General features: G+C 59.3%; 25 protein-coding genes. 17 read left to right on the forward strand and 8 right to left on the reverse strand.

What is annotated here, in order from left to right; all coding sequences use genetic code 11:
* Positions 1-174 precede the first annotated feature (174 nt).
* From K325_RS0101915 to K325_RS0101945, 7 genes are all read left to right on the forward strand, one after another.
* Positions 175-1,131, forward strand: a complete 957-nt coding sequence (locus tag K325_RS0101915) for a DnaJ C-terminal domain-containing protein (protein ID WP_029652564.1) — start codon at positions 175-177, stop codon at positions 1,129-1,131.
* 9 nt (positions 1,132-1,140) lie between these two features.
* Positions 1,141-1,485, forward strand: a complete 345-nt coding sequence (locus tag K325_RS0101920; RefSeq protein ID WP_029652565.1) for a chaperone modulator CbpM — start codon at positions 1,141-1,143, stop codon at positions 1,483-1,485.
* 174 nt (positions 1,486-1,659) lie between these two features.
* The gene (locus K325_RS0101925; RefSeq protein WP_029652566.1) at positions 1,660-3,090 is read left to right on the forward strand and encodes a DUF5666 domain-containing protein; all 1,431 of its coding nucleotides are present in this window, start codon (positions 1,660-1,662) and stop codon (positions 3,088-3,090) included.
* An 81-nt stretch (positions 3,091-3,171) separates the two neighbouring features.
* The gene (locus K325_RS0101930; protein ID WP_029652567.1) at positions 3,172-4,023 is read left to right on the forward strand and encodes a DUF6502 family protein; all 852 of its coding nucleotides are present in this window, start codon (positions 3,172-3,174) and stop codon (positions 4,021-4,023) included.
* Positions 4,024-4,082: 59 nt separating this feature from the next.
* A complete protein-coding gene (locus K325_RS0101935; protein WP_228128368.1) occupies positions 4,083-4,418 on the forward strand; it encodes a DUF6502 family protein in 336 nt (111 codons plus the stop codon).
* 39 nt (positions 4,419-4,457) lie between these two features.
* The gene (locus tag K325_RS0101940) at positions 4,458-5,963 is read left to right on the forward strand and encodes a DUF5666 domain-containing protein (protein ID WP_051146529.1); all 1,506 of its coding nucleotides are present in this window, start codon (positions 4,458-4,460) and stop codon (positions 5,961-5,963) included.
* A 3-nt stretch (positions 5,964-5,966) separates the two neighbouring features.
* The gene (locus K325_RS0101945) at positions 5,967-6,566 is read left to right on the forward strand and encodes an acyl carrier protein phosphodiesterase (protein ID WP_029652570.1); all 600 of its coding nucleotides are present in this window, start codon (positions 5,967-5,969) and stop codon (positions 6,564-6,566) included.
* Here K325_RS0101945 and K325_RS0101950 read toward each other — a convergent pair.
* Positions 6,552-7,514 carry an NAD(P)H-dependent flavin oxidoreductase gene (locus K325_RS0101950; protein ID WP_029652571.1) on the reverse strand — a complete coding sequence of 321 codons (963 nt, stop codon included), beginning with the start codon at positions 7,512-7,514 and terminating at the stop codon, positions 6,552-6,554. The two genes, K325_RS0101945 and K325_RS0101950, sit on opposite strands and share 15 nt — an antisense overlap.
* A 114-nt stretch (positions 7,515-7,628) precedes the next feature.
* Here K325_RS0101950 and K325_RS0101955 point away from each other — a divergent pair, with 114 nt between their 5' ends.
* The 3 genes from K325_RS0101955 (at position 7,629) to K325_RS0101970 (ending at position 10,314) form a co-directional block, all read left to right on the forward strand.
* Complete coding sequence (locus K325_RS0101955; protein WP_029652572.1) at positions 7,629-8,360, forward strand: DsbA family protein; 732 nt, start codon at positions 7,629-7,631, stop codon at positions 8,358-8,360.
* 176 nt (positions 8,361-8,536) lie between these two features.
* Positions 8,537-9,556 carry an oxygen-dependent tRNA uridine(34) hydroxylase TrhO gene (trhO, locus tag K325_RS0101965; protein ID WP_029652573.1) on the forward strand — a complete coding sequence of 340 codons (1,020 nt, stop codon included), beginning with the start codon at positions 8,537-8,539 and terminating at the stop codon, positions 9,554-9,556.
* Between the two features lie 26 nt (positions 9,557-9,582).
* Entirely contained in the window at positions 9,583-10,314 is a 732-nt protein-coding gene (locus K325_RS0101970; protein ID WP_029652574.1) for a DUF481 domain-containing protein, read from the forward strand.
* 60 nt (positions 10,315-10,374) lie between these two features.
* Here the strand turns inward: K325_RS0101970 and K325_RS0101975 are convergent, their stop codons facing one another.
* The 5 genes from K325_RS0101975 to K325_RS0101995 all read right to left on the reverse strand — a co-directional run bounded on the left by K325_RS0101975 (position 10,375) and on the right by K325_RS0101995 (position 16,599).
* Positions 10,375-11,322 (reverse strand): YbgA family protein, encoded by a 948-nt coding sequence (locus K325_RS0101975; protein WP_029652575.1) that lies wholly within the window; start codon positions 11,320-11,322, stop codon positions 10,375-10,377.
* A gap of 77 nt (positions 11,323-11,399) precedes the next feature.
* Entirely contained in the window at positions 11,400-13,631 is a 2,232-nt protein-coding gene (locus K325_RS0101980) for a glycosyltransferase (RefSeq protein ID WP_029652576.1), read from the reverse strand.
* Positions 13,628-14,686 carry a lysylphosphatidylglycerol synthase transmembrane domain-containing protein gene (locus K325_RS0101985; protein ID WP_029652577.1) on the reverse strand — a complete coding sequence of 353 codons (1,059 nt, stop codon included), beginning with the start codon at positions 14,684-14,686 and terminating at the stop codon, positions 13,628-13,630. The genes K325_RS0101980 and K325_RS0101985 overlap by 4 nt, the downstream gene beginning before the upstream one ends.
* 54 nt (positions 14,687-14,740) lie before the next feature.
* On the reverse strand, positions 14,741-15,757 hold the full coding sequence (locus K325_RS0101990) for a DUF6160 family protein (RefSeq protein ID WP_029652578.1): 1,017 nt from the start codon (positions 15,755-15,757) through the stop codon (positions 14,741-14,743).
* Between the two features lie 185 nt (positions 15,758-15,942).
* Positions 15,943-16,599, reverse strand: a complete 657-nt coding sequence (locus K325_RS0101995; RefSeq protein WP_029652579.1) for a GntR family transcriptional regulator — start codon at positions 16,597-16,599, stop codon at positions 15,943-15,945.
* Between the two features lie 155 nt (positions 16,600-16,754).
* Here K325_RS0101995 and gloA point away from each other — a divergent pair, with 155 nt between their 5' ends.
* Positions 16,755-17,303 (forward strand): lactoylglutathione lyase, encoded by a 549-nt coding sequence (gene gloA / locus K325_RS0102000; protein ID WP_029652580.1) that lies wholly within the window; start codon positions 16,755-16,757, stop codon positions 17,301-17,303.
* Positions 17,304-17,322: 19 nt separating this feature from the next.
* On the opposite strand, the gene K325_RS0102005 is transcribed toward gloA, so the two are convergent.
* Both K325_RS0102005 and K325_RS0102010 read right to left on the reverse strand, forming a co-directional pair.
* Positions 17,323-18,267: a DMT family transporter gene (locus K325_RS0102005; protein WP_029652581.1), complete on the reverse strand. Its 945-nt coding sequence runs from the start codon at positions 18,265-18,267 to the stop codon at positions 17,323-17,325.
* 103 nt (positions 18,268-18,370) lie between these two features.
* A complete protein-coding gene (locus K325_RS0102010) occupies positions 18,371-18,646 on the reverse strand; it encodes a ComEA family DNA-binding protein (protein WP_029652582.1) in 276 nt (91 codons plus the stop codon).
* Positions 18,647-19,284: 638 nt separating this feature from the next.
* Between K325_RS0102010 and urtA the strand changes: the two genes are divergently transcribed.
* The 6 genes from urtA (at position 19,285) to K325_RS0102045 (ending at position 25,830) form a co-directional block, all read left to right on the forward strand.
* Complete coding sequence (gene urtA / locus K325_RS0102020; protein WP_029652583.1) at positions 19,285-20,598, forward strand: urea ABC transporter substrate-binding protein; 1,314 nt, start codon at positions 19,285-19,287, stop codon at positions 20,596-20,598.
* Positions 20,599-20,676: 78 nt separating this feature from the next.
* Complete coding sequence (gene urtB / locus K325_RS0102025) at positions 20,677-22,281, forward strand: urea ABC transporter permease subunit UrtB (RefSeq protein ID WP_029652584.1); 1,605 nt, start codon at positions 20,677-20,679, stop codon at positions 22,279-22,281.
* A gap of 3 nt (positions 22,282-22,284) precedes the next feature.
* A complete protein-coding gene (gene urtC, locus K325_RS0102030) occupies positions 22,285-23,418 on the forward strand; it encodes an urea ABC transporter permease subunit UrtC (protein WP_029652585.1) in 1,134 nt (377 codons plus the stop codon).
* Positions 23,415-24,239 (forward strand): urea ABC transporter ATP-binding protein UrtD, encoded by an 825-nt coding sequence (urtD, locus tag K325_RS0102035; protein WP_029652586.1) that lies wholly within the window; start codon positions 23,415-23,417, stop codon positions 24,237-24,239. Before urtC ends, urtD begins: the two co-directional genes overlap by 4 nt.
* Positions 24,239-24,937 (forward strand): urea ABC transporter ATP-binding subunit UrtE, encoded by a 699-nt coding sequence (gene urtE / locus K325_RS0102040; RefSeq protein WP_011786439.1) that lies wholly within the window; start codon positions 24,239-24,241, stop codon positions 24,935-24,937. The genes urtD and urtE overlap by 1 nt, the downstream gene beginning before the upstream one ends.
* Entirely contained in the window at positions 24,934-25,830 is an 897-nt protein-coding gene (locus K325_RS0102045) for an urease accessory protein UreD (protein WP_029652588.1), read from the forward strand. Before urtE ends, K325_RS0102045 begins: the two co-directional genes overlap by 4 nt.
* Positions 25,831-25,837 lie beyond the last annotated feature (7 nt).

Consider the following 25,837-nt stretch of genomic DNA (forward strand, 5'->3'; position numbering starts at 1 on the left):
CAGAATAGGAAAAGGGCTTTGTGGTTGTCAGATCGGGTCATCTGTCGGGGAGTGTGAACCGCATCTCAGCCCTTGATCCGCCTCAAATCCAGAGATCGTGCGCCTTGTAATTTTCTCATCCGCGTCAAATATAAGAAGGCAGAGATCAGTTTTTGCTCAGTTGCGAGGAAGATCATGGAGTTCAAAGACTATTACGCCGTCCTTGGGGTGAGTGAGGCTGCACCACCAGAGGACATCAAGAAGGCTTACCGCAAGCTTGCCCGGAAATACCACCCGGACGTCAGCAAAGAAGCCGATGCCAGCGACCGGTTCAAGGACGTTGGCGAGGCCTACGAAGTACTGAAAGACCCGGAGAAGCGGGCCGAATACGACCAGCTGCGCAAGTATGGTGCCCAGGCGGATGGCTCGTTCCAGCCACCACCGGGGTGGCAGAGTGCATCCGGATTCGGGGGCGGAGGATACACAGAAGCCGATGCCCGGCAATTCAGTGACTTCTTCGAGCAGATGTTTGGCGGTGGGCCGCGTCGAGGTTTTGGGGGCGGCTTTCATCAGGACATGAGGCGCCGGGGAGAGGATGTCCACGCCCGCCTGGCCCTGTTTCTTGAAGAGGCCTTCAACGGTTGTGAGAAACAGTTGTCGTTCACCGTTCATGAGCCGGACCCTCAGGGCCGTCTGGTCCCTCGCCAGAAAACCCTGAAAGTGAAAATCCCGGCGGGCATGCGCGAAGGGCAACACATCCGCCTCAAAGGGCAGGGTGCGCCCGGCCTGGGTGGCGGCGAGAACGGTGATCTGTTTATTGAGGTCGAGCTGGCGCCTCATCCGCACTTTTCGATTGAAGGGCGGGATGTGCTGGTGACCGTGCCCGTGGCTCCCTGGGAAGCCGCATTGGGGGCAACGGTGACGGTGCCGACCGTGGGCGGCAAGGTCAACGTCAAAGTACCGAAAGGAACCAGCAGTGGCCGGAAACTCCGCCTCAAGGGGAAAGGCTTTCCAGGGAAACATCCGGGCGACCAGATTGTGGTTTTGCAGGTGGCGATGCCGGAGCAGCATTCGGCGGAAGCAGAGAAGCTCTACCAGCAACTGGCCGAGTTGGAACACGGGTTTGATCCACGCAGCAGGTTGCACGTGTGAGGGGGGAGCATGACCAGAAAAGACCAGATCCTGACAGTAGACCTCGAAGACGCCGATGGTGCCACTTTCACCCTCAGAGAAATCTGCGAACGGGGGGAGTGCCATGCGGAGTTCGTGATCAAGCTGGTGAGCTACGGGGTGATCACGCCGCTGGGTGAGGCGGCGGAAGTCCCCCAGTGGCAGTTTGATGTGGTGGCCCTGGACCGTCTGCACAAAGCGCTGCGCCTGCAACGGGACCTGAAACTCAATCTGCCCGGGCTCGCCATGTCGCTGGAATTGCTGGACGAAGTGCACGATATGCGCCGCGAAGTGGCACGACTTAACCAGCGAATTCGCCAGTTGATGGGCGACTGATAGACCGGGCGGGGCACATTGCCCGGCCCGGTTCACAAAACTTTCATCAGAAATTTCTGGACAAAAGCAAAATTTGGGATTATTTTCCCATCTAACGAATTGGGAAAATTATCCCAAAAATGAAATGGCGCAGGAAAAATGCGTCGGATTGTGTAAGCAGCCTGGAGATGGAAGATGAAACGTAACGGACTTTCTAAAGCGATTCAGTTGGTAATGGTCGGCACACTGGTTGGCGGTCTGACCGCCTGCGGCGGCGGTGGATCCGGGTCTTCCGGCTCCAGCAACACCAGTGCAAACAATGAAGGCACCAGCGTTGGCGCTGTCACCGGTTTCGGCAGTGTGTATGTCAACGGCACCCGCTTTAAAACCGATGGCAGTGTGAACAGCGACGACGGCATCAGCCGTGAAGACCAGCTTGAAAAAGGCATGGTTCTGAAAATCAAGGGTGACTGGGATGATCGCGGGGAAGGGCGTGCAGACGCGATTTCCTACGACGATACGCTCCGTGGCCCCCTGGCCTCTGCAAGCTGGGATGCGGTTGCCTCGACCGGCCAGCTGCAGATGCTGGGCCAGACCATCGCCCTGACCAACCAGACCGTTTTCCGTGGCGCAACGCCGGAGCAGCTGGCAGCCAACCCCGCTGGTTACAATGTCCGTGTCAGCGGCTGGCGACTGGACGATGGCACGTTCCGGGCCAGTTACGTGGGCGCCCGGCTGGTGGGATCGGATTTCGGTGATATGAACGAAGCCGAACTGGAAGGCGTGGTACAGAATCTGGATGCGGTAGCTCAGACCTTTACCATCAATGGCTTCAAGGTGGATTACACCAGCGCGGTTGCCGACGACGACTTCAGCCTGGACCAGCTCAAGAACGGTCTGGGGGTTGAGGTTGAAGGTGAACTCAATGGTGCCGGCGATACCTTGATCGCCCTGGAGATCGATGAAGAAGACGACTTCTTTGACGACAACGACGACGTCGAAATCTCAGGTGATATCTACGATTTTGATGCCGCGGCCGGAACCTTCCGCATCAATGGTGTACTGGTTAAGCTGATGGCGGATACCGAATACGACGACATCAGTGCCGGTAGCCTGGAGAACGGTGTGTTCGTGAAAGTCGAAGGCGACTTCCGCAACAACACTCTGGAGGCCGAGGAAATCGAAGGTCGTGACGGCGATGCCGAACTCGACGGCGTGATCGAGCAGATCGACCTGACCAATGAAATCCTGATGGTCAGTGGCGTCAAGGTTCAGCTTACCGCCAGCACCCTGATCGACGATGACGACAGTGATGACGACCGTCGCGACCGTGTCGACGACATCAACGCCTTCGCGGTTGGTGACTTTGTAGAAGTGGAAGGCCGTCAGCGTGCTGATTATCTGGAAGCTTTCACCGTTGAGCGCGAAGATGGCGACGACGATGACAACTTCGAACTGGAAGCACGGGTGGACGCTATCTCCGATACGTCGGTGACCTTTATGAACCTGGAAATCCTGCTCAACGGCTACAGCGTGACAGGCATCAAGGTGGGTGACGAAGCCGAAGTGGAGTACAACAAAACGGCCGGCGGCGAGTACCAACTGACGGAATCTATCGACAATTAAGCACCAGCCGACATGGGCCGCCGGAATTGAGGGCGGCCCATGTCTGGTTTTTCGGGGCTAACTGGGAATACAATCCCAAACATGACTGATACCAAGCCCAATCGCCTGCACCAAGCGCTGTTCCGCATTCTGCGCCCGATGGCCAGATTGTTGCTGCGTAACGGTATCCCATTCAGTGAGTTTTCCGAGTTGGTCAAACGGGCCTACGTGGAAGCTGCCTTTGAAGATTTTGCGGATGGTCGCCGCAAACCCACCGATTCCCGCGCAGCCGTCATGACCGGCCTGACCCGTAAAGAAGTGCGCAAGCAGCGGGAGATCCTCGCTGGTGACAGCCCGGTAAGTGAGCGCACCTCCCACGCCAACAGGGCGTCCCGGGTGGTCTCAGGCTGGGTTCACGATGACACCTTTCAGGCGCCTGATGGACAACCTGCCGTACTTGCCTTTGAAGGGCAAAACAGTTTCAGTGAGCTGGTCCGGAAATACAGTGGAGATATGACACCACGCGCCATTCTGGATGAACTGCAACGGGTGGGGGTGGTTGCTGTTGAGGCCGAGAGCGGTTTGCTGGTACTGAAGCAGCGAGCTTATGTACCGGCCGGAGACAGTGAAGAAATGCTCCAGATCTTCGGAGAAGACGTATCGGATCTTGTGGACACTATCGATTACAATCTGGCGAGCCGGGAAAACGGGCAGCAGCCGCTGTTTCAGCGAACACTGACCTATAACGGCATTCCACCTGAGGTGCTGGATGAGTGGCGCGAGCGAGCCGCAGAGCAGTCTCAGGCACTGTTGGAAGAACTGGACAGCTGGCTTGGGCCTCATGACCGGAGCGTATCCGGCCAGGAGGATGATGGTGAATCGGTCAGAACCGGTGTCAGCATCTTCTATTTTGAAGAGCCGATACTGGCGAACAAAAGCGGAGACGATCAATAATGGTTCTCACAGTCACGGCCGGACAACCTGGGCGTTGGCAGCCCACTGAACTCGTTAGTATGCTACTCTCCTCCGGGGCGCGACAGGTTGTTAGCCAGTGGCTCCGGTGCAACGATTTTCTGGACGAACAGCACCATCCGCGGATGCTCCCGTCCACACCTCATGATCCCGATTCTTTTGCAGACCTGGTGGAAGTCACCAACCCGGACCTGGTTCCCGGCGTTGTGCTTGGCGAACTGCTTCGTAAAGGCATTGTGGAATCGCTGGACAGTGGTCATGTTCTGTTAAAACGCAGCGCTTATGCTCCCAGAGGAGACAAAGGCTGTAACGATTACGGCAGCTACGATGATTTTTCCGATGTCGATACCTTACGTCGGCGCCATAACGATACCTGATGATATGCGGCGGGCCGGGACGGCCTGCGGGAGACGATGATGTCCAAAGTGGTAACTCTTCAAAAAGCCCTCAAACTTGCGGCGGCGCCGTTGGCTTTGGGTATTCTCAGCGCCTGCGGAGGCGGTGGCGGCGGTGGTGTCGGCATTGCGGATGGCGGTATTCGCGGCACGGGCTCCAGCGTTGGGCCGGTGTCCGGGTTTGGCAGTGTGTTTGTCAACGGCGTGAAATTCGAGACCGACGGGCAGGTGGTCAGCGACGACGGCATTGAGCGTGAGGACCAGCTGAAAGAAGGCATGATCCTGCGCATTGACGGCGAATGGCGAGACGATGGCCGGGGCGACGCCGAGTCGGTGGAATACGACGATACCTTCCGTGGTCCTGTGTCGGGGCTGGACGCCAGTGCGGTCGAAAGCGTGACCTTCACCATCTACGGCCAGACCGTGGTTGCCGACAAACAGACGGTACTGAATGGTGCGACTCTCCAGAGCCTGGCCAACGAACAGTTTGTGCGGGTCAGCGCCTGGCGCCAGCCAGACGGAACGTACCGGGCAAGCTTCATCGGTGTTATTCCGGCGGACCAGATCCCGACCGGAGAAGACAAGGTCGAAATCGAAGGCCGGATTGACCAGGGCTCTCTGGACCGCGAAAACCGGGCATTCACCATTAACGGACAGAAAGTGACATACAGCGATCTCTCCTTTGGCGAAGGCCTGGAGGAAGACGATCTGGCCGATCTCCTGCTGGTGGAAGTGGAAGGTGAAGAGCAGCCCGATGGCACGTTGGTGGCCGCGGAACTGGCGGAGGGAGACATTCGTCGCTACCGCCGCGGCTCCGGCGATGACATTGAATTCGCCGGGCCGGTGGGCGAAGGCTACAACGCGGCAAACCGGACGTTCCGGATCAATGGTCTGCAGGTGACCATTGATAACAACACCGAGTTTGACGACGGCCTGGTGGCCACTGACCTGCAGGCAGGCCTGCTGATCCAGGTGGAGGGCGAGTTCCAGGCCAATGGTTCGGTGCTGGCGGAAGAAATCGAAGCCCGGGATGGTAACGCCTCGGTGGAGGGCGTCATCGACGTCAACACCCTCAACCCCAGTGACCAGACCTTCCGGGTGGGAGGGGTGCTGGTGCAGGTGACGCCGCTGACCACCATCACCGACGACGAGACAGACCAGCGCCTGAAACTGGCCGATCTGAACGGAAACTACCAACTGGAAGTGGAAGGCATTGAAAAGCAGCTCAGCGCAGACTTGGTGGTACTTGAGGCGATCAAGGTGGAGCGCAACGAGGAAGACACTACGCCAGTGACCGAGCGGGAATTTGAGCTTGAGGGGATGCTGACTGAGATCCAGGGAACGGTGTTCACCGTGCTGGGCGTGCCTGTTCAGACAACCATCGAGACTGATTTTGGTGATCACAGCCGGGACGAGATCATCGAAGCTCACGAGTCCGACCAGCCGGTTATACTGGAAGTGGAATACAACGAGCTGAACCCCGGCGTTTACACGGCTGAGAGCATCGACTGGGAAAACGACGACTGAACCATGAACCATCTGGCCCACACCTTCCTCGCCCCGGATTCCGCCGAGGCTCGTGTGGGCAGTATTCTTGGGGATTTTACCCGGGGCCTGGACTGGTCCGGGTTGCCGTCACCCGTTGTGGTTGGGATTCGGCACCATCTGGCGGTGGATGTCTTCACCGACCGGCACCCCCGGGTGCTGGCCAGTAAGCGTTTGTTTTCAGAACAGCGTCGGCGGTTTGCCGGCGTCGCTCTGGACGTGCTGTACGACCACTTTCTGCTTCGGCACTGGCACCGTTTCACAACCCGAAACCGGGCGGCGTTCATTCAGACGGTGTACCAGGAACTCAGAACCCATCAGCCCCTGATGCCCGACGCCATGGTAACGGCCACTCGGCACATGGTGGAGCACGACTGGTTCGGGGCTTATCAGAACCTGGACAACATCGGCTATGCCCTGGACCGGGTGGCGGGCCGAATCCGGTATGCCAACCGGTTTACCGGCATCATCGACGAAATTCGCGACCACGAAGAAGAACTGGAGGCGCATTTTCTGGCGTTCTTTCCGGAACTGGCGGCGTTCGCCCGCCAGATTCCAGAACCAGTGCCCTCAGAGCAACCGTGAACGGGCCGACTGGTACTCCTCCATTAGCCGATTTACCAGCGCTTCCACACTCACCACATCGTGAATCTGGCTGACGCCCTGGCCAGCAGACCACACGGTTTTCCAGGCCTTGGCCTCATCGTCCATGGGCTTGAGCTTCTCGCCATAATTCACATCGCCGGCCTTGCCCAGTGCCTGCATATCAAACCCGGCCGCCTCCAGGCTCTGGCGCATGAAGCTGGCAGGCACGCCAGACACCGCCGGGGTATGAATGATATCGGCGGAAACCGCCTCAATGATCATGTTCCGGTAGGCGTCTTCGGCCTCCGATTCCTCGGTGTTGATAAACCGGGTGCCCATATACGCCAGGTCGGCGCCGAGTGCCTGTGCGGCCAGCACATCCTCACCGTGGGATAACCCACCGGCCAGCAGAATGGCACCGTCAAACACCTCACGAATTTCATGCACCAGCACAAACGGATTGGTTGTGCCGGCATGGCCACCCGCGCCAGCGCTGACCGCGATAATGCCATCAACCCCGGCTTCTGCGGCTTTTCGGGCGTGTTTCTGGTTGGTGACGTCATGAAATACCAGCCCTCCGTAGCTGTGCACCGCGTCTACCACCTGGCTGGCGGCACCGAGGGAGGTGATCACAATCGGAACCTGATGCTTTACGCACAGTTCCAGGTCCGGCTGCCAGCGCGGGTTGGTGCGGTGTACCACCAGGTTTACGGCGTAGGGAGCGGTAACCTTGGCCGGGTGGCGTTGCTGCCAGTTGGCGAGTTCGTCGTTCATTTGCACCAGCCATTGCTCAAAGCCGTCGCTACTGCGTTGGTTCAGGGCCGGGAAGCTGCCGACAATGCCCGCCTTGCAGCAGGCCAGCGCCAGCCTGGGCGACGAAATCAGAAACATGGGGGCGGCAATCAACGGAAGCCGAAGGGTTTTACTGAGTTGTGCGGGAATTGGCATGTTGAGTCCTTGATTTTTATTGGAACTTTTTCAGGATATAGGGGATCTTAGCCTGCCTGAACCACCGTGTGAAATCGCTCGAACGGGTGAACGTACAACTAAAAGGAGCCCATCATGGGTGAAGCAAAACGACGCAAACAGACCGGAGCCCCCTCTCCGCGCAGCCCTCAGGGCCGCAAACCCCTGATTATCCTGCTGGCCGTTGTCATCGCCGTGGTGGTGGTTGCTGGCCTGTATGTTGCCACCAAACCACCGGCTCCCGGCTCGGATGACCTCCCGGTGGCCGCGCCAAATGCTGACGAGTTCCCGGCCATGCTGGACCAGTTCGGAGTGTCGGTGGGGCCAGCCGACGCACCGGTGGTGGTTCGTGAATTCGCAGATTTCCAGTGTCCGGCCTGCGCAACCTTTGCCGATGCCAGTAAACGCCTGAAAGACGAGTACGTGAGCGAGGGCAAGGTACGCTTCGTGTACTTCGACCTGCCGTTGCGCCAGCACCCCAACGCTATGCCAGCGGCCCAGGCCGCTCGCTGCGCGGGTGATCAGAATCAGTACTGGGCCATGCACGACAAACTGTACGCCGCTCAGGGCGAATGGAGTGGCTCGAATGATCCGGCTGCTACCTTTACCCGCTATGCCAGCAACCTTGGCCTGGAAGAGCGCCGGTTCCGCCGCTGCATGGACACCGAACTGCACAGGGAAGCCGTTGAGCAGAGCCTTCAGGTAGCGATGCAGCTTCGCGTGGCCAGCACGCCGACGGTGATGGTCGACAATATTCCGCTGACCCGCCCCGGCTGGGGGCAGTTGTCGGCGGTTGTTGAACGGGAGCTCGCAAAGGCAAATAACTGATCAAAGGCTATAAGCACCAAGCGTTGACGGCTGGGGATGGTCTTTCAAAAAGATTGCGCCTATCCCCAACTTGCACCCAAAGCCAAGTTCGTTAAACTTTGCCACCTCACGCCAACCGGTCGTGACAAACATCAAATCATGCTCCGGATTTACGATCCGGCCCGCAGGAGAACCCCATGAGCAACGAAATCGTCGTCTGCGCACTGTACAAGTTCGCAGTCCTCAATGATTACAAAGAACTGCGCCAGCCCCTTCTCAACCTGATGCTCGCCAAAGGCGTGCACGGTACCCTGCTGCTGGCGCGTGAAGGCATCAACGGCACCATCGCCGGCAGCCGGGCTGGCATCGACGCGGTCAAAGCGTGGATTGGGAAAGACGAGCGATTTAACGGCATCGACTACAAAGAGTCGTTTGTCGACCTGCAGCCATTCAAACGCACCAAGGTGAAACTCAAAAAAGAGATTGTCACCATGGGTGTTGAAGGCATTGACCCGAAACGGGTGGTGGGCACGTATGTAGAACCGCAGGCCTGGAACGACCTGATCTCAGACCCGGACGTTCTTCTTGTGGATACCCGCAATCAGTACGAGGTGGAGATCGGTACCTTCAAAAATGCCGTCAACCCGGCCACAGACACCTTCCGGGAATTTCCAGAGTATGTGAAACAGAACCTTGACCCGCAGAAACACAAAAAGGTCGCCATGTTCTGTACCGGTGGAATCCGTTGTGAAAAATCCACGGCGTACCTGAAAGAGCAGGGTTTTGAAGAGGTGTATCACCTCAAGGGCGGCATCCTGAAATACCTGGAAGACGTGCCCCGGGAGCAGAGCTTATGGCAGGGCGAATGCTTTGTTTTTGATGACCGGGTTACCGTTAACCACGACCTGGAGCGCGGTGATTACGATCAGTGTCACGCTTGTCGACGGCCGATCACCGAGGCGGACAAGCAGCGCCCGGAATACGAGCAAGGGGTGAGTTGTCACCAGTGTATCGACAGCCTCACCGAAGAACAGAAAGCCCGCTTCAAGGAGCGTGAACGCCAGATGCAACTGGCCCGGGAGCGGGGCGAAGAACACGTTGGCGGCGAAGCCGCCCGGGTTATTGCTGAGCGAAAAGCCCGAAAGAAGGCGGAACGAGAAGCTCAGGCGCGCAGAAGTCTGGAGGGGGAAAAGGCGAGAGGATCCGCTTCACGCTGACATCCCGCCCCTATCAAGGAGACAGTATGTATATCCGAAAACCGTTGGTGATCGCTTGCCTGGCTTTTGCGCCTATGGCCTGGGCACAGGAAAGCGGCAACCTGGAAGGCGAGGCTGAACTGGGGATTCTGGTGACCTCTGGCAACACCGAGGAAACCAAGGTGAACGGTCGGCTTGGCCTCAAGCACGAAACAGTCACCTGGCGGAACACCGGTGAATTCAGCTCCCGTTACACCAAGGCCGACAGCGAAACGACGGCCGAAGAGTACCAGGCAGCGCTGGAAGCCGACTATAAGTTTGACGACAACCAGTACTGGTATGTCCGTGGAGCCTGGGAAGACGACCGGTTCTCCGGCTATGACTTCGAGTCGTCGGTCTCGACCGGTTATGGCAACCGGGTGTGGCAATCCGGCGACCGTTCCTTTCTGGACTTGTCGATTGGCGGCGGTTATCGGTACAACAAACTGGAAGAGTTGAACGACGACGGTGACGACGCAGAGGACGAAGCTATCGCCAGACTGGCGGCGCACTTTGACTACGCCTTGTCGGAAACGGCGCTGTTTCGCCAGAAACTGAGCACCGAAATCGGGTTGGAAGACAACAATACGGTCAGCCAGTCTGAAACCTCACTCCAGACCAGCATTGTGGGCTCTTTGTCCATGAAAGCCGCGTTCCGGGTGAAACATGTCTCAGACGCGCCGGCAGGCACGGAAGAGACCGACACGGAAACCTCGTTGTCGTTGCTGTACGGCTTCTGACCGGGTCCGGGGCCAGAAAAAAAGGGCAGAGTTTTTCTCTGCCCTTTTTTTGTGCCCGGGCTAGACGTTGTTTCTCAGGCCCAGCTCATCCGGGTAGGGGGTCAGGTATTTCTGGGAGTGCAGGTAATCCACCGGCTCTTTGCGCTGGGCCAGACGCAGCAGTGTCATCGGCACCACCAAGGGTATCTCCCCACGGCGATAGGCCTCAATCTGCTCCAGCAGAACGGTTTTCTCCTCGGCTGACATGCCCTCTTTCAGAAAGCCCAGCAAGTGTTGCATGGCATTCACGTGGGAACCCCGGCTGACCCGCTGGGTCATGGCTTCCATGAACTGATGGATGTAACGGTCGGCAATCTGCTCCAGCGGCTCAGATTTGAGGTCGCCTAACAGCGGGCCCAGTTGCCGGTAAATCTTTTCTGAGTGGGCCAGCAACGTGAACTTATGACGGGTGTGAAAATCGATCAGAGCCTGCTTGGCAAGGTTCTCGCCCGCCACATTCTGCATCCAGTCGTCGTAGGCGAACACCCGTTCAATGAAGTTTTCCCGCAGCATGTCATCGTGCAGGCGGCCTTCTTCTTCCACCGGCATCAGCGGATAGGCTTTCATCAGGGCGTCGGCAAACAGGCCCCGGCCATCCCGGTGCATGAAATTGCCTTCGGCATTGTGCACCTTGATGCGCTCCATGCCGCAACTGGGTGACTTCGCCATCAGAATGTAGCCGCGCAGACTGGCCAGCGACGGCAGCACCGTGGTGATAAACGTCTGCATGGCCCCGGTGTGATCATCCTGGCCTTTGGATTCAATCAGGTGCAGCCCATCGGCAAACTCACGCAGCTGAATGGCCGGGCGTGGAACGCCGAGACCGGCTTCAAGCTCCGGGCAGATCGACCGGAACTCGAAATGCTTCGCCAGCACCTGAGTGCAGTAGCGGGAATGCTTGTGGCCGCCGTCGTGACGAACTTGCTTGCCCAACAGGCAAGTACTGATGCCAACCGGTATACCGCTCACAGGCGTCTCCAGAACACAAAAGTAAGGTTGTTGTTACCGCTTCCGTTATGTCAGTGTAAACCGATCACTCCGGCGCGTCATGAGGACGCTTTCCGGCGTTTTGCCCGGGCAGCCAGGGTGGTTGCGTAAATGCTGTGTACGTCCCGGGCAAACTGCTCGATGGAGTAATCTGCGGCAAAGGCCCGCGCCTTCCGGGACAACGCTTCACACTGGTCATCGTCTTCCAGAAGCTGTCTGGCCCGCTGAAGCCAGCGCGACTGGTTCTCAGGTGTTTTGAAACCGTTCAGACCGTCCCGCACCACGTCTTCAATGCCGCTGGACCGCACCGCCACCACGGGCAGCCCGGCAGACATGGCTTCAAGAATCACCATGCCCTGAGTCTCGGATTTTGAGGCAAACAGAAACGCATCGCCCAGGGTGTACCAGAGCGCCATTTCTTCCGGTTGCACCGCACCCACCAGGGTGAAGTGTGAGCCGAGCGCCAGATCGTCAATTTTCTGTTGCAGGCGGTCTCGCTGGTGGCCATCGCCGATCATCAGAAACCGGAAGGGCACTTCGCTTTCCTGGCGCAGGCGGTCAATCGCCTCAATCATGAAGTCGATGTTCTTTTCGTTGGAGAGCCGGGCCACGCTGATGAATACTTTTTCGTTGGTCAGCCCCAGTGTGTTTCTAAGCGCTTCGATGTCTGAGGCGTCCACGGCCTGAAATTGCTCGTACTCGATCCCGGTGGGCTGCACAAACGTGGGCGTGGTCACCCCGATCATCCTCAGGTACTCCTCGGTGGAGTACGTGGGCACGATCACGCCATCGCAGCGATTGGCGAACCGCTTGATCAGCGCATGGGATATCAGGTTCCTGAACAACATGCCGGGCAGGGGCACGAAGTGGGCATAGTGCTCCAGCCGGGTGTGGTAGGTGTAGATGGCGGGAATGCGGAGCTGCCGCGCAATAAACAGCCCCAGGCTGCCGAGCCAGAACGGATGGTGAAGGTGCACAACGTCGGGCCGGAAGGCCCGTACCGTTTTACGGATACGGGCCAGGAAAATATTGGCCAGGCGGAACTCCCGTTTCTCTCCCATCGCCAGCAGCGACGGAACCCGCACAACGTCTTCCTCCTGATCCGGCTGATCCCGGTATCGCGGAGCCACAATCAGTGCCGGGTCACCCAGTTGCCTCAGCCCCCGCCGAAGGCGTTCAATGGAAATGGGTACCCCTCCGATAAAGGGCAGATAATTGTTGGTGAACATGGCCACCCGCAAGGGCTTCTCCAGCCAGGGTGTCGGGTCCAGATCGTAGTCGGGGTAGTAGTCCTTGCCGATGAAAATAATCTGGTAGAGCTTGATGGTGAGAGCCGCAAACACCGAGACAATCAGAATAAAATTCAGGTAGCCGGTGTAGAACAGGGAATACACGAAAAACCAGAAGCTCTCCAGCTGCTTCCAGACCGGATGCTGGCCCACTTCCAGCCGCTCCATCTGATGCGCGACTTCGCCATCCGCCGAGACCCGCACATCCACGTAGTGGTAAAAACTCTCGTCGGTATTCAGCACCAGGCCCCCGGCGCCGCCTGTAGTGATGTAGGGGGTGCCATCCACCACTTGTTCGTCGTACCGGGCCAGGTTGGCCGAGAACACCAGGTCAATATCCTGCTCCCGGATCACCTGCATCAGCTCCTCCCGAAAGGCTGCGGGTTGCAGGTAGTCGTCTTCGTCGTCGAACAGGGTTGGTGTTTCCGGCTTCAGAAGAGGGTGGCCGATGAACAGGATATGCGCATTGCTGGTATCGTGGGCCAGCAAATCCCGGAGCCAGCGCATTTGCCAGCGCCACGGCGTTTTGCCGGTACTGTCGAGAAAGATCAGGCGTGTGTTGCCGGTGCGGACGCTATAAAAGTGAGGGCCGAAATGGTCGTAGAACCGGAAACTTCCGAAATCTTCGTATTCGTGAGGCCCGAAAGTCAGCAGGTAGGGGGTCTCCAGATGACTCAGGGTGCCATAAAGCGCCCGGTATTTGTCCTCGCCACCACCACTGACGGCGTTGCCTGCAGACACCAGAAAATCGATCCCCGCCTGATTCAGCGCTGGTATGAACCGGCGCTCAAAGATACCTACTGAGTTGTTGATGTTGCCCACCACCGCAAAGCGAATGCCGTTGCCGGGCGGTGTGCGCTGATGAATGCGCTCCACCTGATCGCTGTGCAGGGCCTCGAAGTCCTGCTTGAAAAAATTCAGGTACACCTTGTACCCCACCAGTGCCACGACAACGGCCAGACACAGGTAAAACAGCACCTTGAGCGGGTTACGATGGATCATTCAGAACTCCGGTGGCTTTTGATCAACTCCCTCTGCATCACCAGCAAACCGATGATCATGCCCAGATAAATGGTCAGAAACCGCCAGGCAATGGTCACCAGAACCAGATGATTGCCAGACAGAATATCCCGGAAGAAACTGCCGAAAACACCTTCAGAGATACCCGACGCTCCGGGGGTGGGGGAGAAATACATGATGAACGTGGTGACCACCAGCAGCCCCAGGGTCGTGAGGTAATCCACGTCATAGCCCAGGCCGCGGATCAGCAGGGCCGGAAAGCTGAACAAGCTGAGCAGGAACACGGCGGTGAATAACACCGACAGCAGTACGTATTTTGGCCTCCCCCGAAGGTATTCACTGAAACACCGGGCAAACCGGAGCATTTCCCGGCGCAGCCGGAACTGCCATCGGGCGTGTCGGCTGGCGTTGATCAGGTGAAAGCGGTGAAGAGTCCCAAGCAGGCCGCCCAGAGGCATAATCAGCCAGCGGGTCCGAAACAGTAACACCGCAAAAAAACCGAGATAAAGCGAGACAAAAACGGCCAGGGCCGTGCCAATCCCTGAAGACCAGAGACCACCATCGAGCGCTTTTAGCGTGAGCAGGAAAACCGGGGTCAGGGTGAAAATAAACACCACCGCCAGAACCGTTCGAATGGTGGTGGCGGCGGTGGCCCGGGCCACCGGAACGCCGTGCCGGGTCAGGTACCAGATCTGGGCAAAGCCACCGCCGGTGGCCATGGGCGTCACGTTGGAGAAAAACAGATTGATGAACACCAGCCGGAAGATCTTGTTCAGCGGCAATCGGTGCCCCAGCGCCCGAAGCGTGTAATGCAGGCGGAGGCCGTCGGCCAGGAAATAGACCAGTAGCAGGCCCGCCACGGGGATCAGTAACGTGGGGGACAGCAGGCGGTCGTCAAACTGAAAACTGCGGCCAGCAAAGCGATCGTACACCGCGTACAGGCCGGCCCCGGTCATGGCAAGAAACAGCAGAGCAAAGGCTGCAAGCCGGCGCCAGGAAGTCCGTTTCTGGTAGTCGCTGTCAGTGCTGTTGGTCATGATCTGCCCGTCGGTTGAAGGCGGGCAGTGTAACGTGTACCGGGCGGTGGGTGTCTAGTGCCCGTAAACCATCAGGGTGGTGTTGGTAATGGCAAAATCGGTAAACTGAACCGAGCCGATGCTGGTGTCGCCCATGCGAAACACGGGCATATCGATGTCCCCCCGGAACTCCACCTCATGCACCGACAGGCCTTCTTTACCCGAAGCCGAACTGGTGCCACGGGACAGGCTGGCCCTGGCGTGGGCCATGCCGAAATGGCCCAGTGTATCGGCACCCCGGCGGTTATGAATCTGAAGCCCTTCAATGCCCACGGCCGCAAAGTTGAACAGCAGGATAACGTCGGCGGCGTCCCAGTTCAGGCTGCCGTTGCTGATCTCAAAGTGGGTGTCCAGCTGGAGTTCGGAACTGCTTACCGTGTTGCCGTTGGCCAGGGTGCGGGTGGCATTTCCTTCGTTGCGGATCACCAGGTCGGTAGGCCCCAGATAGCCTTGCAGCAAAATGTTGGAGAACAGGCTTGCGCTGCCCTCACTGCCCTGAGTGGTAATGCTGTCGATGGCCAGCTCAAAGTCCACGGCCTGCAGGTAATCGGTCAGGCTGGCTGGGTCGCCATAGTCACTGGCCCCCAGATGAATCACCAGATCGCCATTGTCGAACTGCCTGCCGAAGCTGCCGCCCACCGAATACCTTGCCAGGGCGTCGGCAACGTCGGGATTGCTGGTGTCCAGCAGGCCGGCATTGGCCCGACGTGCAATCTCTGAGAACCCGTGTTCCAGAACCTCGCCAGTGCCTGCAATGTCGATGGTAAGGTTCATGTTGTCCAGCACGGTATCGTTCTGTCCGGACAGCCTGAGGCCATTCACGCCCAGAGACCCTTCATCGGTCCAGATCAGGTGGTCGATGGTCAGCCTGGTTTCCAGTTCGATGGTCACACCAGCCTGCCCGGTGACGCCTGACAAGGTTGCATCGTCCAGCGCCTGGAACTCGGCCATGGCAGGAAACGCCAGTGAAGTGCCTGCAATCAGGCCCAAGCAGGCACGCAGTGTTCTGCCCTGAGGAGGTAAAAGAGACATGTTGGCCCCGGTTCATTCGACGAATTGTTGTTATTGATGAGGCCAGGGCACCGGAGGTGCACTGACGGGCCGCAGGGACAACACAAACAGAGCGGCGTTATAAACGTTACACGTTGTTACTTTAAGTCGGGGCCTGTTCAGGATCTGTGAGGCTGGTCACAACCTGAACAGTCGCCAATGGTGGCTTACCCAAGGGCCCGGCGAATCAGCCGTTTCTGGTGTTCGGCAAACCGTTGAATCAGGCTGCAGGTTTGCGCAGTGTCCCGTGCCAGCACCGCCTTGGGCAGCTCTGAGAAAAACGTGTTGATGGTGGACAGGCCCTGACGGTAGTGGTCGGCCCCCAGATAATAGGCCCGGCTGACGGCAGGCTTGAAGTTGGATAGGGCTTCGGTCAGGTAGGGGTTACCCACCACCTCGCAACAGGCTTCCATGACGTCAAAGCTGGCCTCCACCATTCGGGTGATGTCGGTGCCTGGCTGGCGGATCAGGCTGGTGACTTTGGCCACGGTGTCGAGCATGGCAGCTCTGTCGGCCTCTTGCCAGCGTTCGCACAGGCGGGTGGCCAGCATAATCAGAAGGTGCAGGTAAACGTCGTACAGCTCGGTGGCAGAGTCCGCGTTCAGTTGGGTAGCCGATGCACCTTTGCGTGGAGTGATCTCCACCAGGTGCCAGCGCTCCAGAGTGTAGAGCGCTTCTTTGACCGAGGCCCGGCTGACTTGCAGTTCCGACGCCAGCGTGGCCTCCTGAATGCGCTCACCGGGGCGGATCTCACCGGTCATGATGCGCTCGGCGAGGAAATTGGCAATTTGTTCGGCCAGGGTATTGGGTACCTGAAAATCCATAATCAGCTCGACCTGCTCAGTGTCTTGTTGTTAGACAAGTTTTTGCTGATCCGGAGTGTAGCACAGCCCGTGAGGCTGCCGTCATTGCCTTGAAAACGCGTACAGGCGGGCACATATAGAGAAACTGAATCCTCGAATAGACAAGGGAAACCTCCATGCCCAAGCATTTTGAACAGGCCCCGGGCCTGCACAACGACCCGGTTCCCGAAACCGAAGGCTATGTCTTTAACCAGACCATGATGCGAATCAAGGCGCCGGAACGGTCCATGGACTTTTACACCCGGGTTCTGGGCATGCGCCTGGTGCGCAAGCTGGATTTCCCGGAAATGGAATTCACGCTCTATTTTCTTGGCTATCTGGACGACAAACAGGCCCAGTGTGTGCCCGGTGACGACGGCCACCGCACCACCTATACATTTGGCCGCGAAGCCATGCTGGAACTGACCCACAACTGGGGCACCGAAAACGACCCGGACTTCGCCTACCACAATGGCAACGACCAGCCCCAGGGGTTTGGCCATATCGGCATCGCGGTACCCGATGTCTACGCCGCCTGTGAGCGCTTCGAAAAACTGGGCGTGGAGTTTGTGAAAAAGCCGGACGACGGCAAGATGAAAGGCCTGGCCTTTATCAAAGACCCGGACGGCTACTGGATTGAAATCCTGCAACCAGACATGCTTGAGAAGCAGCGCAAGGACGGCTGATTACGGGGTGTTCCGGTGCTCAGCTCTCCTGGCTGGCACCGGGCGCCTTGCCATAACGTGAAGCCACAATCACCGCGACGGTCAGGATAAACGCGCCTGCGATCCCGATCGGCCCCAGTTCTTCCCCCAGAATCAGCCAGGCCAGTAAGGCAATAAACAGCGGCTCCAGCACCACCACAATACTCGACACCGTGGCGGGAGTGGTTTTCATCCCGGTAAAAAACAGCAGGTAGCCAATGCAGGTTGGGACCACGCCAATGTAAAGCACCATCAGCCAGTGCCGGATCTCCATGGTCGCCAGCCCCGCAAAGCCGCCGCTCACGGCTACCACTGGCAACAGCAGCAGTGCTGCGGTACCAAAGCAGATGAAGGCGGTGGTGAAGGCCGGAGTGCCGGCCGAGTTGTAACGGCTGGTCAGGGTGAAACCGGTATACACCGCCGCAGCCAGCAAGGCCATCAGAATACCCGCCAGTCTCAGGGTGCCGGCGGTATCCATGTCGCTGACGACCAGCATGCCGGTGCCCACAATAGCGGCAATGGCGGCCAGAATCGTCAGCAGCCCCGGTTTCTCTCCCAGCAACGGAGCCGCCAGAATGGCCACCAGAACCGGTGGCAGACACAGAGAAATCAGCGTGGCAATGCCAGCGCCGGTAAGGTCCACCGCGAGCAGATAGCTGCCCTGGTAAAACGCCTGGAACAGACCCAGGGCCGAAAGAGTGAGCAGTGCCTTGCCACTGAGCGAACGCAAGGCGCTGCCGGGCACCTTCTGGCCAGGGTGACGTTTTGCTAGCTGACGCTGTTCCCGACGCATGAACAGCCAGAAGAAAGGCAGAGCCACCACCAGGCGCAGAAACGCGAGGGTGATGGCCTCCAGCTCCGTCCCATTGAACAGAAACTTGGCAACAATCCCCGTTGTGGCCCATAGCAAAGACGCCAGGGCGATAAGAAGTGCTCCGTGAATCATCACAAACTGCCGGGTTGGAGAATCAAGCAGGCAAGGTTAGCAGTGGCAACGGCGTCATGCCATAGGCGGGAAGAGGGTGGGGCGGCAGCGCCGCCCCGAAGGCTTACTTCACAGCGATGCGGTCGGCGTTTTTCTCGACGGTGCGGGCGCCAATGCCTTTTACATTGGCCAGGGCTTCAACGCTGGCGAAAGGGCCGTTGGCTTCGCGGTAGTCAATGATTGCCTGGGCTTTGCTTTCACCCACACCACTGAGCGAGGCCAGGGTGGCTACATCGGCGGTATTGATGTTGACGGCCGGTTGTTCGGCGGCAACGGCGATTGTGCCGGTCAGCAGGCTGAAAAACAGAACAAGGGTGGCCAGAAATGAGGCTGGTTTCATCGGTGAACTCCTGATTGTAATAACGTTGTTATGAACAGTCAGGCGAGACAACCCATTGAAGTTGCTGGCGATTCGAAATGGTGCAGAAAGTGTTGGTGGTGGGAGTGGTGGCTACCAGTGCACGGAACGGGACTACCGTCCGTGTAGTCCCAGAATTCCGTGGCTGACCCCTGCCTGATCCTTCAGGCTGCGCATCATCCTGAGCACATCGTCCTTGCTGTCATCCCTGCTGCCCTGATCCATCGGGCAACTCCGAATCCGTGGAGCTTTCATCCGTGAGCCAACATCCGTGCTGGCTTGTCATCCCTGACACTGACCATTCTACCGGGGCCGGAATCTGGTGAAATCGGATATCAGCCAGATGGTTTGTGAGAGATTTCCTACAGCATTGTGAGCATGTTGGTGAATCCGGGTTCATTATTTCCAGGTGGTTACGTTGCACCAATTAAGGGCGACCCGGAAGCCGGGGCACCGGATTGAGGCCCGAAACGCCGCACCAAGTCATGGCAGGCGTGTCTTGATCTCAGCTTTATGTGTTTAATTTGTTGTTTTTTAATGCCTTTTTTGGGTTTTGGAACGGCGAGTGCAATTGGTTGTTTGCGTTTGACGACTCGAAACCCATGAAAAGGACGCACAACATGAGCATCAACAAACACGTGAAACTGGGCCTCTCTGCATTGGCGCTGTCTGTCTCCCTTGGTTCTGTCAATACAGCGTTTGCCACCGAAGACCCCATCAAAGTCGGTATTCTCCACTCCCTGTCGGGCACCATGGCCATCAGTGAGACCGCACTGAAAGACACCATGCTGATGCTGATTGAGAAGCAGAACGAAGCCGGTGGCGTACTCGGCCGCCAGCTGGAGCCGGTGGTGGTTGATCCGGCTTCCAACTGGCCGCTGTTCGCGGAGAAAGCCCGTGAGCTGCTGGAGAAAGAAAAGGTCGACGTGATCTTCGGTAACTGGACCTCGGTGTCCCGTAAATCCGTTCTGCCGGTGGTAGAGGAACTGAACGGCCTGCTGTTCTACCCGGTTCAGTACGAGGGCGAGGAATCGTCTGAAAACGTGTTCTACACCGGTGCGGCGCCCAACCAGCAGGCGATTCCTGCAGTGGATTACCTGATGAACGATCTGGGTGTTGAGCGCTGGGTTCTGGCGGGCACGGATTACGTTTACCCCCGCACCACCAACAAGATTCTGGAAACCTACCTGAAAGACAAGGGTGTGGCCGCCGGCGACATCCTGATCAACTACACGCCTTTCGGGCACTCTGACTGGCAGACCATCGTGTCTGACATCAAGAAGTTCGGCAGCGCCGGCAAGAAGACCGCCGTGGTCTCCACCATCAACGGCGACGCCAACGTGCCCTTCTACCGTGAACTGGGCAACCAGGGCATTTCCTCCACCGACATTCCCGTGGTGGCGTTCTCCGTGGGTGAGCAGGAGCTCTCCGGCATCGACACCGCGCCGCTGGTGGGCCACCTGGCCGCCTGGAACTACTTCATGAGCGTGGATAACGACGCCAACTACGACTTCATCGACGCCTGGGTTGCCTACAAGGGCGACGATGCTGCCGTCACCAACGACCCGATGGAAGCTCACTACATTGGCTTCAACCTTTACGTGGAAGCGGTGAAGAAAGCCGGCACCACCGACGTGGATGAAGTGAAAGACGCCATCATCGGTGTGAGCGTACCGAACCTTACCGGCGGATACGCCACCATGATGCCGAACCATCACATCACCAAGCCGGTGCTGATTGGAGAGATCCAGGACAACGGCCAGTTCTCCGTGGTCTGGGAAACCCCGTCTACCGTGGCTGGCGATGCCTGGTCTGACTTCCTGCCAGGTTCCAAGGACCTGATCAGTGACTGGCGAGCGCCTCTGCGCTGCGGCAACTTCAACGTGGTCACCGGCAAGTGCGGTGGTGGCTCGGCTGACGTGGCCTCCAACTAAGCTCCAACCGGGCACAGCCGGGCAGGCCTGAGCCTGCCCGGCACCGCTCCCGAATTCCCAAGCCAACAGGAATGAATCATGAGCATTCACCGATTGCTCGCCAGGATGGTATTGGCTGTCTGTCTGGCCCTAGGGGCCACACTGGCGAATGCCCAGGCGCAGACGAATGCGCCCGAAGCGCTGCTGAAACGGCTCGTAGAAGCCGGGCAAGCTGAAAAAACCGACTTACTCAAAGCCCTCTCCGAAACCGGCGACGAACGCGCCCGGGGCTGGCTGGAAGCCGTTCGCGACGGCAAACTCGCGATGATTGAAGACACCGGTGCCCTGGTAATTGTGGTTAACAACCGGGGCCGCAACTGGCAGATCGCCGACGCCCTGACCGGCGAAGACCTGGGTGAAATGTCGCGCCGGGATCTGCAAAGCCTGCGGGTGAACAACGCCCTGCGGGCCGACATCGAGGGCATCCTCTCGGTGATCGACCTGACCGTGGCCGACCCAGGCCAACGCCTCGATGCTGCGCGCAATCTGCTGGGCGAAGTGAATGAAGCGCTGGCCACCCAGCTCCAGGCCCGTTTGCAGGTGGAAGACAACGGCCAGGTGCGTGACATGCTCACCAATGCCCTGGCCATTTATCAGGTGGAGCAGGGCGATGTTGAGGCGGTAGCCACTTTGTCCGGCAGCCTGAACCCGACCGTGCGCGCCGCCCTGAATAATGCCGTTAACAGCGATGACCCTGCGCTGGCGGCTGCGGCCGAGGAAGCCCTGGCCAGCATTGAACAGAAACTCAAACTCAACCGCGCTGCCGAGACCCTGTATTTTGGCCTCTCCCTCGGCTCGGTACTGGTGCTGGCCGCCATTGGCCTGGCCATCACCTTTGGTGTGATGGGCGTGATAAACATGGCCCATGGCGAGCTGATTATGCTCGGGGCCTACACTACCTGGGGCATGCAGCAACTGTTCCCGGGCCAGCCCGGCCTGGCCCTGATCCTGTCCATCCCGGCCGGATTCCTGGTGGCGGCGCTGGCGGGCATCGCCATTGAGCGCAGCGTGATCCAGTACCTGAAGGGCCGCCCGCTGGAAACCCTGCTGGCCACCTTCGGCATCAGCCTGATCCTGCAGCAACTGGTACGAACCGTGATTTCTCCGCTCAACCGCACCGTGGTCACGCCTGAGTGGATGAGCGGCTCGATCATGGTGAACGAGGCGTTGTCGCTCACCCTGAACCGCCTGTACGTGATCGGCTTTGCCCTGGTGGTATTCGCCGGGCTGATGCTGATCATGCGCAAGACCCGCCTGGGTCTGGAAGTCCGTGCTGTTACCCAGAACCGCGCCATGGCCCGCTCCATGGGCATCAAAGCCACCAAAGTGGACATCATGACCTTCGCCCTGGGCTCCGGCGTGGCCGGGCTGGCGGGCGTGCCCCTGTCGCAGATCACCAACGTTGGCCCCAACCTGGGCCAGAACTACATCATCGATTCGTTCATGGTGGTGGTGTTCGGGGGTGTGGGCAATCTCTGGGGCACCCTTATTGCCGGGCTTTCCCTGGGCACCATCAACCAGCTGCTGGAACCCTGGGCGGGGGCGGTCCTCGCCAAAATCATGGTGCTGGTGCTGATCATCCTGTTCATTCAAAAATGCCCCCGGGGACTCTTTCCCCAGAAGGGCCGTGCGGCGGAGGGCTGAGTTATGGCGACATCACAAACCTGGCTGCTCCGGCCCTTTCAGGAGCGTTCCACCCAGCTTTTCCTGGGCGTGCTGTTCGCCGCGATGGTGGTGGTTACCTTCCTGCACCTGTTTATGCCGGAAGACAGCGCCCTGCACGTAAGCGCCTACACCGTTACCCTGCTGGGCAAATACCTCTGTTACGCCCTGCTGGCGGTAGCGGTAGACCTGGTGTGGGGTTACCTGGGCATTCTCAGCCTGGGCCACGGCGCTTTCTTTGCCCTCGGCGGCTACGCCATGGGCATGTACCTGATGCGCCAGATAGGTGATCGCGGCGTGTATGGCGATCCTGTATTGCCAGACTTCATGGTGTTCCTGAACTGGCAGGAGCTGCCCTGGTACTGGCAGGGCTTCGACATGGCCTGGTTCGCCTTCATCATGGTACTGCTGGCCCCGGGCCTGCTGGCGCTGGTGTTCGGCTTCCTGGCCTTCCGCTCCCGGGTAACCGGCGTGTATCTGTCCATCATCACCCAGGCCCTGACCTTTGCGTTGATGCTGGCGTTCTTCCGCAACGAGATGGGCTTCGGTGGCAACAACGGCCTGACCGACTTCAAAGACATCCTCGGCTTTGACCTGCGCAGCGACGCCACCCGGCTTGGCCTGTTCCTGGCAACCGGCATCGCGCTGGCGGTGGGCTATGTCGTGTGCCGTGCCATTGTGACCAGCAAGCTGGGCCGGGTCAGCGTGGCCTGCCGCGACGCTGAAGCCCGTACCCGGTTCCTTGGCTACCGGGTAGAGCGGGTGCAGCTGTTCGTGTTCGTGGTCTCCGCCATGCTGGCGGGCGTGGCCGGCGCGTTGTACGTGCCCCAGGTGGGCATTATCAACCCCAGCGAATTCTCGCCGCTGTTCTCCATCGAAATCGTGGTGTGGGTTGCCCTCGGTGGCCGCGCCACCCTGTATGGCGCGGTCATCGGCGCCTTGCTGGTGAACTACGCCAAGACCGTGTTCACCGGCATCATGCCGGACGCCTGGCTGTTCGCCCTGGGCGCGCTGTTCGTGCTGGTGACGGTGTTCCTGCCCAAGGGCATTGCCGGGCTGTTGCAGAAACGCCGCCAGAAGGACGATGACCAACCCGGCGCTCAGGAGGCCACCGCATGAGCATCTTTGAACAACTTGCCAACCGGGACCAGGTGTTTGAGTTTCTCACCCCCGCGGCCTCGCCGGTTGACGTGCGCCACGGCCCGATCCTGTACATGGAAGACGTGAGCGTGAGCTTCGATGGCTTCAAGGCCATCAACAGCCTCAACCTCACCATCGACGACGGCGAACTGCGCTGCATCATCGGCCCTAACGGGGCGGGTAAAACCACCATGATGGACATCATCACCGGTAAAACCCGACCCGATACCGGCTCGGTGTGGTTCGGCAGCCGCCACAACCTGCTGCGCATGAACGAGCCGGACATTGCCACCCTGGGCATTGGCCGCAAGTTCCAGAAACCCACCGTGTTCGAGGCCCTGACCGTATTCGAAAACCTCGAACTGGCCATGGCCGCCGACAAACGCATCCTGCCCACCCTGACCGCCATCATGACCGCGGAATACCGTGACCGGATTGACGAAATCCTGGAAATGATCGGCTTGCAGGCGCTGCGCGACAAGCCCGCCGGCATCCTCTCCCACGGCCAGAAACAGTGGCTGGAGATCGGCATGCTGCTGATGCAGAAACCCCGGCTGCTGCTCGTGGACGAGCCCGTGGCCGGCATGACCGAACAGGAAATGGAACGCACCGCCGAGTTGCTCACCAGTCTCGCGGGCAAACAGTCCGTGGTGGTGGTAGAGCACGACATGGGCTTTGTGCGCTCCATCGCCCGCAAAGTCACCGTACTGCACCAGGGCAGCGTGCTGGCCGAAGGCACCATGGACCAGGTCTCCAACGACCCGGACGTGATCAAGGTGTATCTCGGGGAGGAGGCCTGATGCTCAAGATTGAAAAGCTCAACCAGTTCTACGGCGAAAGCCACACCCTGTGGGACCTGGAGCTGGACGTGCCCCAGGGCCAGTGTACCTGCGTGATGGGCCGCAACGGCGTGGGCAAGACCACGCTGATGAAATGCATTATGGGCGAGGAAACCGTGAAAAGCGGCTCCATCGAGTTTGCCCGGGATGTGGAACTCACCAAAAAGAAAATCGAAGACCGCTCCCGCCTCGGTATCGGTTACGTGCCCCAGGGCCGGCAGATCTTCCCGCTGCTGACCGTGGAGGAAAACCTGCGCACCGGCCTGGCGGTGCGGGCCGATGGCAGCAAGCAGATCCCCGAGCGCATTTACGAGCTGTTCCCGGTGCTGAAAGAAATGAAACACCGCCGGGGCGGCGACCTCTCCGGCGGCCAGCAGCAACAGCTGGCCATTGGCCGGGCGCTGGTGATTGAGCCGAGACTGCTGATCCTCGACGAGCCGGGGGAGGGCATTCAGCCCAACATCGTGGCCCAGATTGGCGAGGTGATTCGTCGGTTGATTGAAGAAGACGGCCTGACCGTGCTGCTGGTGGAACAGAAACTGCCGTTCGCCCGAAAATACGCCGACCGCTTCGCCATCCTCGACCGGGGCCGGCGCGTGGCCGAAGGCGATATTGCCGGGCTGACCGATGAACTCATCAAACAGCACCTGACCGTATGACCGCCTACCAAGCCATCGACCGCCACGCCTCCGGCCACCGTTTCGACACCGAACGGCGCTGGGCGGCGGCCCTGGAACTGGGGTTTGAAGCCCGCGCCGAGAGCGAACCGGCGCCGGTAACCCGGCTGGTACGCCGGCGCCACCATGGCCCCCTGCGGGTGCAGCGCCCCTTCTACCCGGAGGGCAAAACCGGCTGCTGCCACGTGTACCTGCTGCATCCCCCGGGTGGCCTGGTGAGCGGCGACGAACTGCGCATCGAAGCCTCTGTGGCCGAAGGTGGCCATGCGCTTTTGACTACCCCGGCCGCGGCGAAACTTTACAAGGCCGACAGCCATGGCGTGGCCTGGGGCCAGCACACCCGGTTGCAGGTAGCCAAAGACGCGATTTTGGAATACCTGCCCCAGGAAACCATCGCCTTCGACGGCTCCCGTGGTTTGCAAACCACCACCATTGAACTGGCAGCCGGCGCCCGAACCCTGGGCTGGGAAGTGCTCGCGCTGGGCCGCCCGGCCAGCGATCTGCCGTTTGCCACCGGCGAACTGGAACAGCGTTTCCATTTAAGCCTGGACGGCCAGCCGCTGTGGCTGGAGCGCCAGCTGCTGGACCCGAAACACCGCCGGTTCAACGGCCCCTGGGGCCAGGGTGGCGCCACTGTACAGGCCACCCTCTGGGCGGTCGGCCTGGACGACGAAGCCGCCGCCATCGACGTGCTGAGAGCACAGTTACCAGACCACAACCGCTGGGCCGTGACCCGGCGCCGGGGCGTGCTGCTCCTGCGCTACCTGGGCACCGAACGCAACGAAGCCTGGGCCCTGTGCGAACAAGCCTGGCACCTGCTGCGCCCCATGCTCGCTGGCGTACCGGCCCACACACCCAGAATCTGGCTTACCTGACGCATAT

The organism is Marinobacter daepoensis DSM 16072 (genome assembly GCF_000421165.1).
Classification (GTDB): domain Bacteria; phylum Pseudomonadota; class Gammaproteobacteria; order Pseudomonadales; family Oleiphilaceae; genus Marinobacter; species Marinobacter daepoensis.